The 15,886-nt window shown below is 72.5% G+C and carries 15 protein-coding genes; 3 read left to right on the plus strand and 12 right to left on the minus strand.

Translation table 11 applies throughout. From position 1 onward, the window contains the following. Positions 1–9: 9 nt before the first annotated feature. From AB0F98_RS17745 to AB0F98_RS17760, 4 genes are all read right to left on the minus strand, one after another. Complete coding sequence (locus tag AB0F98_RS17745; protein WP_357736132.1) at positions 10–528, minus strand: FxsA family protein; 519 nt, start codon at positions 526–528, stop codon at positions 10–12. 75 nt (positions 529–603) lie between these two features. After that, positions 604–1,389, minus strand: coding sequence for a polyprenol monophosphomannose synthase (locus AB0F98_RS17750; RefSeq protein WP_357736135.1), 786 nt, complete (start codon positions 1,387–1,389; stop codon positions 604–606). 38 nt (positions 1,390–1,427) lie between these two features. Further along, complete coding sequence (lnt, locus tag AB0F98_RS17755; RefSeq protein WP_357736138.1) at positions 1,428–3,044, minus strand: apolipoprotein N-acyltransferase; 1,617 nt, start codon at positions 3,042–3,044, stop codon at positions 1,428–1,430. Positions 3,045–3,096: 52 nt separating this feature from the next. Beyond that, complete coding sequence (locus AB0F98_RS17760; protein WP_357736141.1) at positions 3,097–4,671, minus strand: FAD-dependent oxidoreductase; 1,575 nt, start codon at positions 4,669–4,671, stop codon at positions 3,097–3,099. Between the two features lie 80 nt (positions 4,672–4,751). Between AB0F98_RS17760 and AB0F98_RS17765 the strand changes: the two genes are divergently transcribed. Further along, a complete protein-coding gene (locus AB0F98_RS17765; RefSeq protein WP_357736146.1) occupies positions 4,752–5,333 on the plus strand; it encodes an XRE family transcriptional regulator in 582 nt (193 codons plus the stop codon). Between the two features lie 410 nt (positions 5,334–5,743). Here the strand turns inward: AB0F98_RS17765 and AB0F98_RS17770 are convergent, their stop codons facing one another. From AB0F98_RS17770 to AB0F98_RS17795, 6 genes are read right to left on the minus strand one after another with little or no spacing between them, the layout of a single operon-like run. Continuing rightward, entirely contained in the window at positions 5,744–7,081 is a 1,338-nt protein-coding gene (locus tag AB0F98_RS17770; protein ID WP_357736149.1) for a glutamate mutase L, read from the minus strand. Continuing rightward, positions 7,078–7,476, minus strand: a complete 399-nt coding sequence (locus AB0F98_RS17775) for a hotdog domain-containing protein (RefSeq protein WP_076471821.1) — start codon at positions 7,474–7,476, stop codon at positions 7,078–7,080. Before AB0F98_RS17775 ends, AB0F98_RS17770 begins: the two co-directional genes overlap by 4 nt. Next, positions 7,473–8,237, minus strand: a complete 765-nt coding sequence (locus AB0F98_RS17780; protein WP_357736153.1) for an OAM dimerization domain-containing protein — start codon at positions 8,235–8,237, stop codon at positions 7,473–7,475. The genes AB0F98_RS17775 and AB0F98_RS17780 overlap by 4 nt, the downstream gene beginning before the upstream one ends. Further along, the gene (locus tag AB0F98_RS17785; protein WP_357736156.1) at positions 8,234–9,844 is read right to left on the minus strand and encodes a lysine 5,6-aminomutase subunit alpha; all 1,611 of its coding nucleotides are present in this window, start codon (positions 9,842–9,844) and stop codon (positions 8,234–8,236) included. Before AB0F98_RS17785 ends, AB0F98_RS17780 begins: the two co-directional genes overlap by 4 nt. 52 nt (positions 9,845–9,896) lie before the next feature. Beyond that, the gene (locus AB0F98_RS17790) at positions 9,897–11,462 is read right to left on the minus strand and encodes an amidohydrolase family protein (RefSeq protein ID WP_357736159.1); all 1,566 of its coding nucleotides are present in this window, start codon (positions 11,460–11,462) and stop codon (positions 9,897–9,899) included. A 4-nt stretch (positions 11,463–11,466) separates the two neighbouring features. Then, complete coding sequence (locus AB0F98_RS17795) at positions 11,467–12,516, minus strand: zinc-binding alcohol dehydrogenase (protein WP_357736605.1); 1,050 nt, start codon at positions 12,514–12,516, stop codon at positions 11,467–11,469. Positions 12,517–12,668: 152 nt separating this feature from the next. Here AB0F98_RS17795 and AB0F98_RS17800 point away from each other — a divergent pair, with 152 nt between their 5' ends. After that, positions 12,669–14,075 carry a lysine 2,3-aminomutase gene (locus tag AB0F98_RS17800; RefSeq protein WP_357736162.1) on the plus strand — a complete coding sequence of 469 codons (1,407 nt, stop codon included), beginning with the start codon at positions 12,669–12,671 and terminating at the stop codon, positions 14,073–14,075. A gap of 78 nt (positions 14,076–14,153) precedes the next feature. Then, a complete protein-coding gene (locus AB0F98_RS17805; RefSeq protein WP_357736165.1) occupies positions 14,154–15,302 on the plus strand; it encodes a low temperature requirement protein A in 1,149 nt (382 codons plus the stop codon). Here the strand turns inward: AB0F98_RS17805 and AB0F98_RS17810 are convergent. Then, the gene (locus AB0F98_RS17810; RefSeq protein WP_357736168.1) at positions 15,283–15,612 is read right to left on the minus strand and encodes a YnfA family protein; all 330 of its coding nucleotides are present in this window, start codon (positions 15,610–15,612) and stop codon (positions 15,283–15,285) included. The genes AB0F98_RS17805 and AB0F98_RS17810 overlap by 20 nt on opposite strands. A gap of 82 nt (positions 15,613–15,694) precedes the next feature. After that, complete coding sequence (locus tag AB0F98_RS17815) at positions 15,695–15,886, minus strand: CsbD family protein (RefSeq protein ID WP_350790136.1); 192 nt, start codon at positions 15,884–15,886, stop codon at positions 15,695–15,697.

The raw sequence follows: 15,886 nt of genomic DNA on the forward strand, positions 1-15,886 counted from the left end.
TTCGCACGTTCAACGCTCGACGATCTCACCCTCGATCGCCCGGCCCTCGTCGACCAGCACAGGCTGCTCGGCGGGCGTGGGGCCAGGCGGCGGCTGCGGCTCGCCTCGACGTACCCGCACCCGGCGCGGCCCGAACAGGTCACCGGCGACCATCGACGACACCCGCCGCTCCGCGCCCCGCTGCACCCCGGCACGGGCCAGCGCACGCACCGGCGGCACCAGCAGCAGCAGACCGGCGACGCCGCTGACCAGCCCGGGAACCGCGAGCAACAGCGACCCCAGCAAACCCACCAGCCCGTCGGTCACCTGCCGTCCCGGCGGCTGCCCGGCCTGCGCGGCGGCGCGGAAACCCCGCCAGGCGCGCATCCCCTCGCGACGCAGCAGCACCAGCCCCAGCAGCGACACCGCGAACACCAGCAGCACCGCCACCCCGAACCCGACGGCCCGCCCCACCAGGACGAACACCGCGAGCTCGATCGCCACCGCGCCCAGCAGGGCCAGTGGTACGAACCTCAGTCCTCGGCGCATCTCACCCCATCGGTCGTCCCGTGGCGCCCTCGGCGCCGGGCGCCCCCGTCCAGCATGACACGCCTGGGCTCAACGTCACGACGCCCGACCCGTGCCGCGCCGCCACGCCCGCCCCCGGTCCTGAACGGCCCAGCTGGTGATCCGCCACAGCGCCTCGGCCACGATCAGCGCGTTCATCTTGCTGCTGCCGTGTTCCCGCTCGGCGAAGGTGATCGGCACCTCGACGATCCGCATGCCTGCCCGGTGCGCCAGACGGGACAGCTCCACCTGGAACGAGTAGCCCTGCGAGCAGACCGACGACAGGTCCATCGCGTCCAACGCGCCGCGCCGGTAGACGCGGTAGCCGCCGGTGGCGTCGGAGACCGGCATGCCCAGCGCCAGCCGCGCGTACAGGTTGCCGCAGCGGGACAACGCGAGGCGCCGCAGCGGCCAGTTCACCACCCGCGCGCCCCTGGTCCACCGCGACCCGATCACCACGTCGGCGTCGCGGGCGGCGTCCAGCAGCGCCGGCAGGTCCTCGGGGGCGTGTGACCCGTCGGCGTCCATCTCCACCACCGCGTCGTAGCCGCGTTCCCGCGCCCACTCGAAACCGGCCAGGTAGGCCGCGCCCAGCCCCTCCTTGCCCTCTCGGTGCAGCACGTGCACCCGCGGGTCGGTGGCGGCGAGGGCGTCGGCGATCACCCCGGTGCCGTCGGGGCTGTTGTCGTCGGCGACGAGAATTTCCACCGCGGGTGTTTCCCGTCGTACCCGGCCCACGATGTCACTGACATTGTCGGCCTCGTTGTAGGTGGGGATCACCACCAGCACCCTGCCGACGCCGTTGACGCCTGCGCGACGTGTCGGGTCGGTCGCCTCGCTCACGGTCCCCCCTCCGCTCCCCGCCGGCGTACCGGCCGGGCCTATCCGGGTCCGACGCGCTGCCGGCGGCGCAACACCGCCGCCGCGGCCAGGGCGGCCACGGCCAGGCCGGCCAACACCACCTCCGGCCACAGCCCCACCCGGGTGGCCAGCGTGCGCCCGTCGGCCAGGGCCAGTTGCCGCACGACCACCTCACGGGTGTTGAACCCGGTGGCGTCGCTTACCCGCCCGTCCGGGGCGACGAACCCGGACACCCCGACCGTGGAGGCCATCAGGGCCGGCCGGCCGTGCTCCACCGCCCGCAACTGCACCATGGCCAGCTGCTGGCGGGCCTCAGCCGCGTCGAAGGTGGCGTTGTTGGTCTGCACCACGAGCAGCTGCGCGCCGCCGGTGACGGTGTCCCGGACCACCTCGTCGTACGCCACCTCGAAGCAGATCACGTCGCCGAGCAGCACCGCGCCGGCCCGCACCACGCCCGGGGTACTGCCCGCCACGAAATCAGTCCGTACCCGGTCGACCTGCTTGCTGACCATGCGGGCGATGTTCCGCAGCGGCACGTACTCGGCGAACGGCACCGGGTGCCGCTTCACGTACAGCTGGTCCAGGTCGGGGCCGCTGCCGGGGCGCCACAGGATGCCGGCGTTGCGGACCTGCCCGGCGTCGGGGCCGAGCAGCACCGCGCCGACCAGGATCGGCGCGCCGATCGTGTCGGCGGCCTGGGAGATCCGCGCCCCGGCGGTCGGGTTGCGCAGCGGATCGATGTCGCTGGCGTTCTCCGGCCACACCACCAGATCGGGGTGCGGCTGCGTGCCGGCGGCGACCCGGCCGGCGAGTTCCAGGGTGGCGTCGACGTGGTTGTTGAGCACCGCCTGCCGTTGGGCGTTGAAGTCCAGGCCCAGGCGCGGCACGTTGCCCTGCACGATCGCCACGGTGGCTGTCGCGCCGCCGCCGGCGCGTCCCACCGGCACCAGCAGTCCCGCCGCGCACAGCAGCACCGCCCCGGCGGTCAGTCCGGCCACCGGCAGCCACCATCGGGTCTGCCGCCACCGGCCGACGTCCCACCGTCGCCACCCGGCGGCGAGCAGCAGCCCACCGGCCGTGGCGACGGCGAACGTCACCAGCGGTGCGCCGCCGAGCGCGGCCAGCCGCAGCAGCGGCGAGTCGCCCTGGCTGAACGCCAGCCGCCCCCATGGGAACCCACCGAACGGTGTGCGGTCCCGCAGCGCCTCCTGCGCCACCCAGAGCACCCCGGTCAGCGGCGCCCAGCACCACCGGGCCCGGTCGATCAGCGGCGACACCCAGGCCGTGGCGACGCCGAGCAGCGCCAGATAGCCGGCCTGAAGCAGCGACAGCAGCAGCCACGGCAGCAGACCGGTGTGCAGATTCGTCCAGGCCAGCAGGGGCGCGAAGAACGCCAGACCGGTCAGGAAACCCAGACCGGCGCCGGCGCGTAGCCGCCGCCGGTGTGTCGCGGCGGCCAGCAACGCCACCCCGACCGGCGCCAGCGGCCACACCCCGTACGGGGGGAACGCCACCAGCAGCGCCAGGCCCGCCGCGACCGCCACCGGCACCGCGACCGCGAGCGGCAGCGGGCGCGGGCGGGCCGGGCGCGGCTGCGCCGCGTCGGTTCGCTTCTCGTCCGGGTCGACGGTCGTCACGGGCGCCTCAGCACGATCACGGTGGTGAAGGCTACCCGGCCGGGTAGGCCCGTCACGAACGGCGGCGGGCCACGAGTACGGCGTCGTGGATGGTGACCTCCCGCCCCTGCGGGTCCACCGCCGTACGGGGCCGCGCCTCGGCCCGCACGTCCCACCCGGTCGGGTCGAGCGCCGCCGCGAGCTCCTCGGCGGTGTACATCATCTCCGGCAGGTGCATCCGGTTGATGCTGGTGCGCAGGTCCCACGGGTGGTGTCCGACGATCAGCAGCGTGCCGTCCGCGGCGACGGCGGCGGCCAGCCGGGCGAACAGGACGTCGCGGTCGTTGCCGGGCAGGTGCACGAACTGGGCGTTCACCAGGTCGAACCCGGACTCGGCGGGTGGCTGCTCCCGCACGTCGGCGTGGATCCAGTCGATGCGGTCGGCGACGCCGGCGGCGCCGGCGTGCGTGGCGGCCCGTTCCAGCGCGACCCGGGAGATGTCCACGGCGGTGACCTGCCAGCCGCGCCGGGCGAGCCACACCGCGTCGGCGCCCTCACCGCTGCCCACGTCCAGGGCCCGGCCCGGGGTCAGGTCGGTGGCCTCGGCCACCAGCTGCGGGTTGGGTCGTCCGCTCCACACCGACGGCCGCGACGAGTAGCGCTGCTCCCACGCCTGCTCGGTGAACATGGTCGCGACACGCTGTCGGCGTTCCCGCACGGCCTCGCGGGTGTCCTCCGCCACCAGGTCCGCGTTGATGGCCGCGCCGGCGGTCAGGCCGGCGGCCGCGGAGCTGATCACCTGGGCGCGTACGTCGGCGACGTTGCCGGCCACCCACACCCCCGGCACGGTGGTGGCGCCGCCCGGGTCGGCGGGGATCTGGGTGCCGAACACGTGCCCGCCCATCTCCACCTCGACCGGGGTGAGGCCCAGCTCGGCGAGCAGCCCGGCACGGGCGGTGAACCGGGGCGCCACCACCAGCGCGTCGAGGTCGACGACACCCCCGTCGGCCAGCCGCACCCCGGTGAGCGTGTCACCGGCCACCAGGAGCTCCTCGACGGGGCCGTCCACGACGGTGATCTCCCGGGCGGCGAGCTGTTCCAGCTCGTCGCCGCTGGGCTGCGGCGCGTCGTGGACCAGCAGCAGCACGTGCGGGCTCCACTGCCGCCACAGCAGCGCCTGCTGCACGCCGGTCGGGCCGGTGGCGAGCACCCCGATCCGCCGGTCGCGGGTCTCCCACCCGTGGCAGTACGGGCAGTGCAGCACGTCCCGGCCCCACCGCTTCGCCAGGCCGGGCACGTCGGGCAGCTCGTCGACCAGCCCGGTGGTGACCAGCAGCCGCCGTCCCCGCACCACTGTCGCGTCGGCGAGGGTGAGGGTGAACCCGCTGTCGTCGCGGACGGCGGCCTCCACCGCCCCGGTGACGATCTTCCCGCCGTAGCCGGTGACCTCGGCCCGTCCGGCGGCCAGCAGCTCACCCGGCGGGGTGCCCTCCCGTGTCAGGTAGTTGTGCACGCCTTCGGCGGGGGCGTTGCGCGGCTCACCGGCGTCCACCACCAGCACCGAGCGGCGCGCCCGCGCCAGGGCGACCGCCCCGGCGAGTCCGGCCGCGCCGCCGCCGACCACCACCACGTCATACCTGTCGCCCACCTGAGGCACCTCCCGGTCGTGTTCCGCTCGCCGCCCACGCTGCACCCACCACCACCATGGCGACAAGTATTGTTGCTGGTATGGCAAACGACGAGGTGTTGCTCGCCGAGGTCGGCCCGCGGCTACGGGCCCTGCGTAAACAACGCGGCACCACACTGAGCCAGCTCGCCGACGCCACCGGCATCTCGGTGAGCACCCTGTCCCGGCTGGAGTCCGGCGGCCGCCGCCCCACCCTGGAGCTACTGCTGCCGCTGGCCCGCGCCCACCAGGTGCCCCTCGACGAACTCGTCGGCGCACCCCACGTCGGCGACCCGCGCGTACAGGGCCGCCCGATCGTGCGCCACGGCATGACGTTCCTGCCGCTGACCCGCCGCCCGGGCGGACCGCAGGCGTTCAAACAGATCCTGCCGCCCGGCACCCCCACCGGCGACCCCGGCCAGCAGACTCACGAGGGTTACGAGTGGCTCTACGTGCTCTCCGGCCGGCTGCGGCTGCTGCTCGGCGACCACGACCTGATCCTCACCCCGGGGGAGGTCGCCGAATTCGACACCCGGGTACCGCACCGACTGCTCAACCCGGGCCCCGACACCGCAGAGGTGATCAACCTGTTCGGCCCGCAAGGGGAACGCCTGCACGTACGGGCCCGACCTCACGCCCGCTGACCCCACCACGACCGGTGCCCGGACATGAAAATCGGGGCGCGGCCAGCGCCGCGCCCCGATGCTCCCAGGCCCTTCCCGGCCGGTGGGGCAAGAATGCGGCACGCCGACCTTCGGACCGACCAGACGCGGACTGGCTGCCCCCGCCGGGCCGTTGTCTACTGGCCGTGCGCCTCACTCCACCCGTACACCGGTTACCGCGGCCGGTTCGCGCCGCCCCGCCGACCCCCGCCCGCTGGACCTGGCCGCCGCGACGAACAACTGTGTCGCTCGGCCAGCGGACGAAGGGACGAAGCGAACAACAGCCGCTTCCCGTAGTAGGACTCAAAGACGGTACGTGCTGCCCCCCAGGCCCTGTCAACCCGCCCCCGGCCTGTCGCGTGTCGCAGACTGGCGTGTCGTGACGGGAAACATCAATCCGCGCCCAGATGTCGACCCAGCAACACCCCCGCCACCTGCGGATGTTCCGCCGCGAGCAACCCACCGGCAGCCAACACGTACTCCACGTCCACCACCGGCCGCGCCGCCCTCGGCAACGGCCACCCACCGGCGTGATCGGCCAGCACCGCGCTGAGCACCCGCACCGCCTGCCCGGCCGGGGCGTGCCGCAGCACACCACCGGAACCCACGACCAGCCGCACGTCGCGCAGGTCCCGGCCGGCCCGCTCGCCGGTGGCGCCACCGCGCGCGTGCCGGCGCAGCGCCACCGTCGCGGCCAGCTCCGCGATCCGCCGCTCCGCCGCCTGCTGCGCCGCGCCGACGGGCAGGAATCCCGGCTCGGCGGCCCGCACCGCCGCCGCCGGCGTCAGCTCCTCCTGCTCCCCGGGGCCGAGCAGCCGCTCCTCGGCCGCCGCCCGCACCACCCCGGGCGCGCTCCACCGCATCCCCAGGTCCCCCTCCACGGTGCGGGCCCGCCACAGCGAACCGGCCACCTCACGGCCCGGCCCGGTGGCCCGTTCGTCGGGAGTGAGCACCGAGTACACGTCGGTGGTGGCCCCACCGACGTCCACCACCGCCAGGTCCCCGCCGACCCGGTCGGCGAGCACCTCCACCCCGGTCAGCACGGCGTCCGGGGTGGCCGCCCGCACCAGCCGCGCGAACCGGGCCCCCCGCGACAGCCGCTTCCCGCCGATGACGTGCCGCAGGAACACCTCCCGGATCGCCGCCCGCGCCGACTCGGGCGCGAGCACCCCGATGCGGGGCAGCACATTGCCGGCCTCCGTCACCGGTACCCCGGCCGCCGCCAACACCGCCGCCAGCTCCGCCCGCACCTCGACGTTGCCGGCCAGCACCACCGGCACCCGCCACCGGGCCCGGGCCAGCCGGGTCGCGTTGTGCGTCAACACCTCGGCGTCCCCGCCGTCGGTGCCACCGACCAGCAACACCACATCCGGGCGGGCCGCCCGCAACGCGCGAAGCTCCGCGGCACCCAACCGGCCCGCGGCCACGTGCACCACGTTCGCGCCCGCCGACAAACCCACCCGCCAGCCCGCCTGCGCGGTCACGAGCTGCTCGTAGCCGACCACCGCCAACCGCAGCCCACCGCCGGCCGACGAGCACACGTACCAGGCCGGATCCCGCACCCCCAGGCCTGCGGTCGCCGCCGCGACGGCCGCGTCCAGGCCGTGCAGCACGTCCGTGCCGACGGTGGTCGGCGCCGCGGCCGCCGCCACCAGCTCACCGCCGTCGAGGTCGACCACCGCCACCTTCGTGTACGTCGACCCGACGTCGGCGCAGACCGCGACGTTCACGCCGCAGGCGGCACGACCACCGTGCCGGTCGCGGTGACCGCCACGACGGGCGGGTCGAGCACCTCCGCGGCCGACTCACCCCGGTCCGGGCGGCCCCGGCACACCACCGCGCAGCTCAACTCCAACGTCCGGCTGCGGGTGCCGACCCGGGCGACCCGCGCGGTCACCTCCACCACGTCACCGGCCCGGATCGGGGCGAGGAACCGCACATCGGCGTAACCGGCGAACAACCCCTCGTCGCCGTCGGTACGGATGCACACCTCGGTAGCCACATCCCCGAACAAACCCAACGCGTACGCCCCGTCGACCAGGTTCCCCGCATAGTGGGCGTGCGAGTACGGCACGTACCGGCGGTGCGTCACCGTCAACCCCAACCGCGGATCCTGCCCCGTCATGCCTTCGCCTTCCTGTTCGTGACCAGCGCGTGCGTCAGGTAACTGGCCACCTCGCCCGGTGTGGTGCCCCGGCCGAAGATCCGATCCACACCCAACTCCTCGGCCATCGTCTCGTCGAACCGCGGCCCACCCACGATCAGCAACGGACGCCGCCCCGCCGGCATGGCCTCCCGGAACGCCGCCGACATCTCCCGCGTGTTGTGCAGATGCGCGTCGCGTTGCGTCACCACCTGCGACACCAGCACCGCGTCGGCCTTCTCCACCCGGGCCGCCTCCACCAGCTCCGGCACGCTCACCTGCGCACCCAGGTTGGTGACCTTCAACTCCCGGTAGTACTCCAGGCCCTTCTCCCCCGCGATGCCCTTGACGTTCAGGATCGCGTCGATGCCCACGGTGTGCGCGTCCGTGCCGATGCACGCCCCCACCACCGACAACTTGCGCCGCAGCTTCTGCCGCACCAGGGCGTTGACCTCCTTGGCCGACAGCAGCGGATAGTCCCGCTCCACCACCTGCACCGCGGACACGTCCACCAGATGGTTCACCCGCCCGTACACGACGAAGAACGTGTACCCGTCGCCCATCTGCTTCGCGTGCACCAGCATCGCCGGGTCGATGCCCATCTTCCCGGCCAACTGGATCGCCGCGCCCTCGGCCCGCTTGTCGTGCGGCACCGGCAGCGTGAACGACACCTGCACCATCCCGTCGCCGGTGGTGTCCCCGTACGGCCGCACGATCTTCTTCTCGACACCGTCCGCGCTCACGACCGGCCCGCCGTCACGCCCGCGCCCGCCACGTCACCACGCACAACCGCCGGTTGCGCCTCGAGGATCTCCGTGGCCGGATTCCAGTAGTCCGCCTCGTGCCGCGCCACCCCGTCCAGGCCCTTGCCCCGGTCCGGCGGCCGTTTCATGATGCCGAACGTGCCCTCGGCGATCGCCGTCAACAACGACTGCGAACCGATACGCTCCAAAAGGTCCACCGCCTCACGCAGCACCGCGTACGCCCGCTGCTGGATGAACCCACCCGGCGCCGGCACGAAATCCTCGTGCAGCCCACCCGCCGCACCCAGCACGTACCGCACGTTCTGCAGCGCGATGTCCCGGTCCGACAACCACGGCGTCACCACCGCCTCGGTCATCATTCCCACCAGCAGGATGCCCTGCCCGGTCATCGTCCCCGCCAGGTTGAAGAACCCGTCGAGCAGGTTCCCGCGGAACACGTCCCCGGTCATGTGCTTCGTCGGCGGCATCCACTTCAACGGCGCGTCGGGAAACAACTCCCGCGCCAGCAACGCGTGCGCCAACTCCAGCCGGAACGACTCCGGCACATCCGGGTTGATCTCGAACGCGTGCCCCAACCCCAACTGCCAGTCCGCCAACCCCGCCTCGTGCGCGAAGAACTCGTTCAGCAGCTGCGACACCGTCACCGTGTGCGCCTCCTCCACCGCGTCGGCGGTGGTGAGGTAATTGTCCTCCCCGGTGTTGATGATGATCCCCGCCCGCGCGTGCACCTGCCGCGAGAACCGCTGATCCACGAACGTCCGAATCGGATTGATGTCCCGGAACAGAATCCCGTACATCGAGTCGTTCAACATCATGTCCAGGCGTTCCAGGCCCGCCAGGGTCGCCATCTCCGGCATGCACAACCCGGACGCGTAGTTCGTCAACCGCACGTACCGGCCCAGCTCCTTCGACGACACGTCCAACGCCGCCCGCATCAACCGGAAGTTCTCCTGCGTCGCGTACGTACCGGCGAAACCCTCCCGCGTCGCACCCTCCGGCACGTAGTCCAGCAACGACTGCCCCGTCGACCGGATCACCGCGATCACGTCCGCGCCCGCCCGCGCCGCCGCCTGCGCCTGCGGAATGTCCTCATAGATGTCACCGGTCGCCACGATCAGGTAGATCCACGGCCGCTGCTTCGGATCCCCGTACCGCTTCACCAGACGATCCCGCTCGGCTCTGCGCCGGTCGATCTGCCGCACCCCCGCCGCGACCGCCCGCCGGGCAGCCCGCCGGGCAGCCGTAGCGGCCTTGCCGGTGGGCTGGCTGAACCGCACCGACCCGGCGGCGGCCTTCTGCGCCAGCAACGTCACATCGGTCAGATCCTCCCGCGCGAGCGCGTCGAACACCGCCGCCGCCACCCCGTGACCCAGACCCACATCCGCCACGACCGCATCCACCAGGCGATTCACCCACGGAATACCATCCGGGTCGGCGCCGCTCACCCCGGCCAGCCGCAACACCGCCCGCTCCACCGACACCGTCGTATGGCTACGGGCCAGGTCCACCACCGGCTGCCCGGCACGCCGCGCCAACTCCCGCGCCCGCGCCACCAGCACCGGATCAAGATCAAGCTTCCCGGTCACGCCGCCGCCCCGCTTCGACACGCCACACCGCCGTGCCCGATGGTTCGCTTCCTCACGCAGACCCTTCCTCATAGATCACGTCACCGCGCAACACCGTGCGACGGCACACCGGCAGCGGCGTCGGATCCTGCGGCCCCCGCAACTCCGGATCGTCGGCCAGCAACACCGGCAAACCCCGATCAACCCCCGCCGGCGTGTCCCACACCGCGAACGTCGCCGGCGCACCCAACGCGAGAACCCCCTCGTTGTCCAGGTGCACCGCCCGCCACCCGCCACGCGTGTGCGCCGCGAACGCCGCCCGCACACTCATCCGCTGCGCCGCACTGTGATGCGCCGCCGCCGCCCGCACCGACCCCCACGGATCCACCGGCGTCACCGGCGAATCCGACCCGAACGCCAACGCCACCCCGACGGAGTGCATCGCACCCATCGGGTTCGACGCCAACGACCGCGCCAACCCCAACCGCGACTCGTACATGCCACCCGCGCCGCCCCACAACCGGTCGAACGCCGGCTGCATGCTCGCCACGATCCCGTACTCCACGAACCCGGCGATCAGCCGCTTGTCCACGATCTCCGCATGCTCGACGCGGTGCCGCGCCGCGCGCACCCGCTCCACACCCAACTGCCGCACCACCGCCGCGAACCCCTCGAGGACCGTGCCGATCGCCGCGTCCCCGATCGCGTGGAACCCGCCCTGCAACCCGTGCGCCGCACAGTCCAGCAGATGCTCGCGCACCTGCTCCGCCGACAGATAGCCGTGCCCGACACCCTCCCCGTCCAGGTACGGCTGCGACAAATGAGCGGTACGCGACCCCAACGCCCCGTCCGCGAACAGGTCACCACCGGCACCCACCGCACCCAGCTCCCGGGCCCGCGCGGCACCACCCAACTCACCCCAGTACCCGTACACCTCCGGCACACCCGCGCCCGAGATGCCCAGCAGACCCGTGAAGTCCTCCTCGTCGGAGATCCCCGGCCCACCGCACTCGTGCACCGCCGCGACACCCAGCGACGCCGCGTGCGTCAACGCCACCCGCTGCGCCGCCACCCGCTGCGCCCGCGTCACCGACCCGAACGCCGCCGCCCGAACCACGTGGTGCGCGTCCCGCCGCAGCCACCCCGACTCGTCGTACCCCGCCGCGGCCACCACCTCCGGCACCGCCGCCAGCATCGCCCGCGACACCAACGCCGAATGGATAGACGCCTGCGACAGGTACACCCGCCGACCACCGGCCGCCCGACCCAACGCCTCCGCGTCCGGCAGCTGCGGCGCGCCCCAACGCGACTCGTCCCAGCCGTGGCCCAGCACCACCGCCTCCGCCGGCAACCCCGCGGCGAACCCGGCCACCGCCTCCAGCAGCTCCCCCGCCGAACGCACCCCCGACAGATCCAGCCCCGACAACGCCAACCCGGTATCCGTCGCGTGCACGTGCGCGTCCACGAACGCCGGCGTCACCAACGCCCCACCCAGATCCACCACCCGGTCGGCGGCGGGCGCGTCCGCGTCCACCCCCAGCCAGGTGATCCGCCCACCGGACACCAGCAGCGCGGTCGCGTTCGGGTCGGCGGGGCAGTGCAGCACGCCGCCGCGGTACAACGTCGAGGGGTTCGTCATGACCTCAGTCTGCCGCCAACCGGGACTCGAAGAGCCGACGCACCCCCGGCTCGCCCCGCAGCAACGCCAACGCCAACTCCGCGTGACCCGGCACGTACCCGTTGCCCACCAGCATCGTCACGTCCGCCGCGAGGCCCTCCGCGCCCAGCGCCGCGCCCGCGAAACTCGTCGCCATCGAGAAGAAGATCACCGTGCCGCCGTCCGCGGTGCCCAGGATCGCCCCGTGCTCGCAACCCGGCACGTCCACGCACACCACGGTCACGTCCGCCGGCACACCCAACGCCGTGGTCACCGCCGTCGACACCGCCACCGGATCCCGGGCGTCGGCCAACGTCACCGCGTCGGCCAGCCCCGCCGCCGCCAGCGCGTCCCGCTCCGCCGCCACCGGCACCACCCCGACCGTACGGCCCGCACCCGCCCGCCGCGCCGCCGCCAGAGACAGCGAGCCGCTCTTGCCCGCCCCGCCGATCACCGCCACCGTCACCGGCCGCGCATCCGCCTCACGAGCCCGATCCGTCACGTACCGTGACACCACCCGCGCCGTCAGTGCCGGCGCCCCACACACGTCCAGCACCGCCAGCGACAACTGCGGATCCTCGTCCGGCGGCAACACCGCGGCGATCGACCGGGCGAACAAGATCGCGTACCCGTCGCACGGCACCTGCTCGCTACGCCCGTCCCAGCGCGCCAACCCGTCGGTGATCACCAGCGGCGTCAACGTCAACGACACCAGCGTCGCCACCCGGTCCCCCGGCTTGAGCCCCAGCGGCGAACGCCGCCCGGCCTCGTCCACCGTGCCGATCAGCATCCCGCCCGAACCGGTCACCGGGTTCTGCATCTTCCCCCGGGTGCTGACGATCCCCAGCACCTCGGCGCGCACCGCATCCCCGTCACCGCCGTGCTTCTCCCACAACTGCCGGAAGCTCGCCGCGTCCAGGTTCAGCCGCTCCACCCGGATCCGCACCTCGTTCGCCGCGATCTCCGGACTCGCGTCCAGCCGCCAGGCCGCCTGCGGCAGCACCCCCGCCGGTTCCACTACGCGGTGCAGACCCACCGGTGACGTCACGCCGACCTCCCCTGTCCAACCGCCCGAAGCCCCGGTCAAGGCTCGCATCGCGGGAAAACTTCCGGCAGACTAATTTCTAGGCCGGAGATTTTCCAGTAGCCTTCGGGCGGCTGATCAACCGCACCACACGAGGAGGGGCCGTGACCCAGACCCAACCAGTGGAGACCATCCCCACTGCCCGCCCCACCCCGGTCGCCGCGCCCACCGCCGGCCAGCCCTACGAATACCGACGAACCCCACTCGTCGAACCCGACTGGACCCGCTTCCCCGGCTGGCGCAACGTCACCCGCGAACAGTGGGAATCCGCCCAATGGCAACGGGTCAACTGCATCAAGAACATCAAGCAACTCCGCGCCGTCCTCGGCGACCTCGTCGACGACACCTTCTACGACGACCTCGCCACCGACCAGAGCGCGCACGCCACGATGTCGATGCTCGTACCGCCGCAGATGCTCAACACCATGGTCCCGTTCGCCCCGATGACCACCGAGGCGTTCCTGGCCGACCCGATCCGGCGCTACATGATCCCCGTCGCCTCCGACCGGCGCACCGACTGGCCCTCACACCCCTACGCCAGCCGCGACTCACTGCACGAACACGACATGTGGGTCGCCGAAGGCCTCACCCACCGCTACCCCACCAAGGTCCTCGCCGAACTGCTCTCCACCTGCCCGCAGTACTGCGGGCACTGCACCCGCATGGACCTCGTGGGGAACTCCACCCCCGCCGTCGACAAGCTCAAACTCACCCTCAAACCCGTCGACCGCTACGACGCCCACATCACCTACCTCAAGGCCCACCCCGGCGTCCGCGACGTCGTCGTCTCCGGCGGCGACGTGGCCAACGTGCCGTGGCGCAACCTCGAGTCGTACCTGATGCGCCTGCTCGAGATCGAAACCATCCGCGACATCCGGCTCGCCACCAAGGCCCTCATGGGCCTACCGCAGCACTGGCTCCAGCCCGACGTCGTCGAAGGCCTCGAACGCGTCGCCCGCACCGCCGCCCGCCGCGGGGTCAACCTCGCCATCCACACCCACGTCAACCACGCCCAGTCGCTCACCCCACTGGTCGCCCGCGCCGCCCAGACCGCCCTCGACGTCGGCGTCCGCGACGTCCGCAACCAGGGCGTCCTCATGCGCGGCGTCAACGCCACCAGCCGCGACCTGCTCGACCTGTGCTTCGCCCTCCAAGGCGAAGCGGGCATCCTGCCGTACTACTTCTACATGTGCGACATGATCCCCAACGCCGAACACTGGCGCGTCCCCGTCTGGCACGCCCAGCAGCTCCAGCACGACATCATGGGCTACCTGCCCGGCTACGCCACCCCGCGGATCGTCTGCGACGTCCCCTTCGTCGGCAAGCGCTGGGTGCACATGCTCACCGAATACGACCGCGAGCGCGGCATCTCCTACTGGACCAAGAACTACCGCACCTCCATCGAGTCCGCCGACCTGGAGGCGCTCAACAAGCGGTACGCCTACTACGACCCGATCGACACCCTGCCCGAATCCGGCCAGGCCTGGTGGACCGAACACCGCGACGACTGACGACGACGGCCCGTCACCCCCGTGGTGGGTGGGGGTGACGGGCCGCCACCCCCGACCAGCCGACTAACCTGCACCCACATGACCCCCGCGCGGCGCGACACCGATCAGGACAACGCCGACCGCGCCACCCCCGTCGAAATCTTCTTCGACCTGGTCTTCGTGCTCACCATCACCCAGCTCGTCACCCTGCTCGAGGAAAACCTCGACTGGACCGGGCTGGGCCGCGTCATCCTTATCTTCGGCCTGCTCTGGTACCTCTACTCCGGCTACGCCTGGCTCACCAACCACGTGCCGCCCCGCACCGCCACCCGCAAACTCCTGCTCTTCGCCGGAATGGCCGGCTTCCTGCTCACCGCCGTCGCCATCCCCGACGCGTTCACCGGCAGCGGCCTGCTCTTCGGAATCGGCTACCTGATCGTCGTCACCGTCCACCTCGGCCTGTTCAGCCGAAGCGCCGCCCGCGCCGCCGTCCAACGACTCGCCCCGTACAACCTCGGCGCCGCACTGCTGATCATCGCCGCCGGCCTGGTCACCGGACCCGCCGTACCCGCGCTCTGGGCCGCCGCCGTCTTCACCCAGACCGCCCTGCCATACCTGCTGCCCGGTCACTCCTGGCTGAGCGCGGCAGCCAGCTTCCACATCCGCGCCCCACACTTCGTCGAACGGCACAGCCTGCTCGTCATCGTCACCTTCGGCGAAACCGTGGTCGCCATCGGCATGAGCGCACCACACCACCTCGGCTCCGACAACGCCTTCGCCGTCGTGATGGCCCTCGCCCTGCCCGCCGCACTCTGGTGGACCTACTTCACCGACAGCGGGCCGGACGAAGCCGCCCTCGACAACACAGACCAAGGCACCCGCAGCCGGTACGCCGCCCGCGTCTACATCGTCGCGCACTTCGTACTGCTGCTCGGCGTCATCACCACTGCCACCGGCCTGCACGCCGCCGTCAGCCACCCCGGCCACCCCGCCGGCTGGGCCAGCGCTCTCGCCCTCTCCGCCGGCGTCGCCCTGTTCCTGCTCGCCATCGCCGACGCCCGACGGGTCCTCGGTACCGGCCGGCGCCCCAGCCGCCTGATCACCGCCGCCCTGGTGCTCGCCACCATCCCCCTCGGCGCCACCGTCGGTGCCGCGTTGCACCTCGCCGTGGTGATCGTGCTCCTGGCCGGGATGCTGCTGATCGACGGCCACCCCGGTGGCCGTCGGGTCAACGCGGCGCGTACATGATCACCGCGACTCCGAACAGGCAGATGACGGCGCCGGTGACGTCCCACCGGTCCGGGCGGAACCCGTCCACCAGCACACCCCACGCCAGCGACCCGGCCACGAACACGCCACCGTACGCAGCGAGGATCCGGCCGAAGTTCGGATCGGGCTGGAACGTCGCCACGAAGCCGTAGATCCCGAGCGCGACCACCCCGGCGGCGACGAACCACAGCCCCCGGTGCTCCCGCCACCCCTGCCAGACGAGCCACGCCCCGCCGATCTCGGCGAGCGCGGCCAGGGCGAAGAGCAGCAACGAACGCAGCACGGTCACGCCCTGAGGGTAGTTCGACCGGCTGCGGCGGATACGGAGCGGCGGCCCAGGGGTAGACCCTGGACCGCCGCCGCTCACACCGTCACCGGAAGGCGTCGCGCGCGTTCTTGCCGGTTTCCTTGGCGCTCTGACCGGCCTGCTTGACCCGCGCCTCGCTCTGCTGCGTGGCGCCCTCCGCCCGCATGCTCTCGTTGTTGGTCATATCGCCGATCCGCTCCTTCGCGGCACCGGTCATCTGTTCCATCTTGTTCTTGGCCTTGTCGGTGAAGCTCAT

The sequence above is a fragment of the Micromonospora sp. NPDC023737 genome (assembly GCF_040639715.1).
GTDB lineage: Bacteria > Actinomycetota > Actinomycetes > Mycobacteriales > Micromonosporaceae > Micromonospora.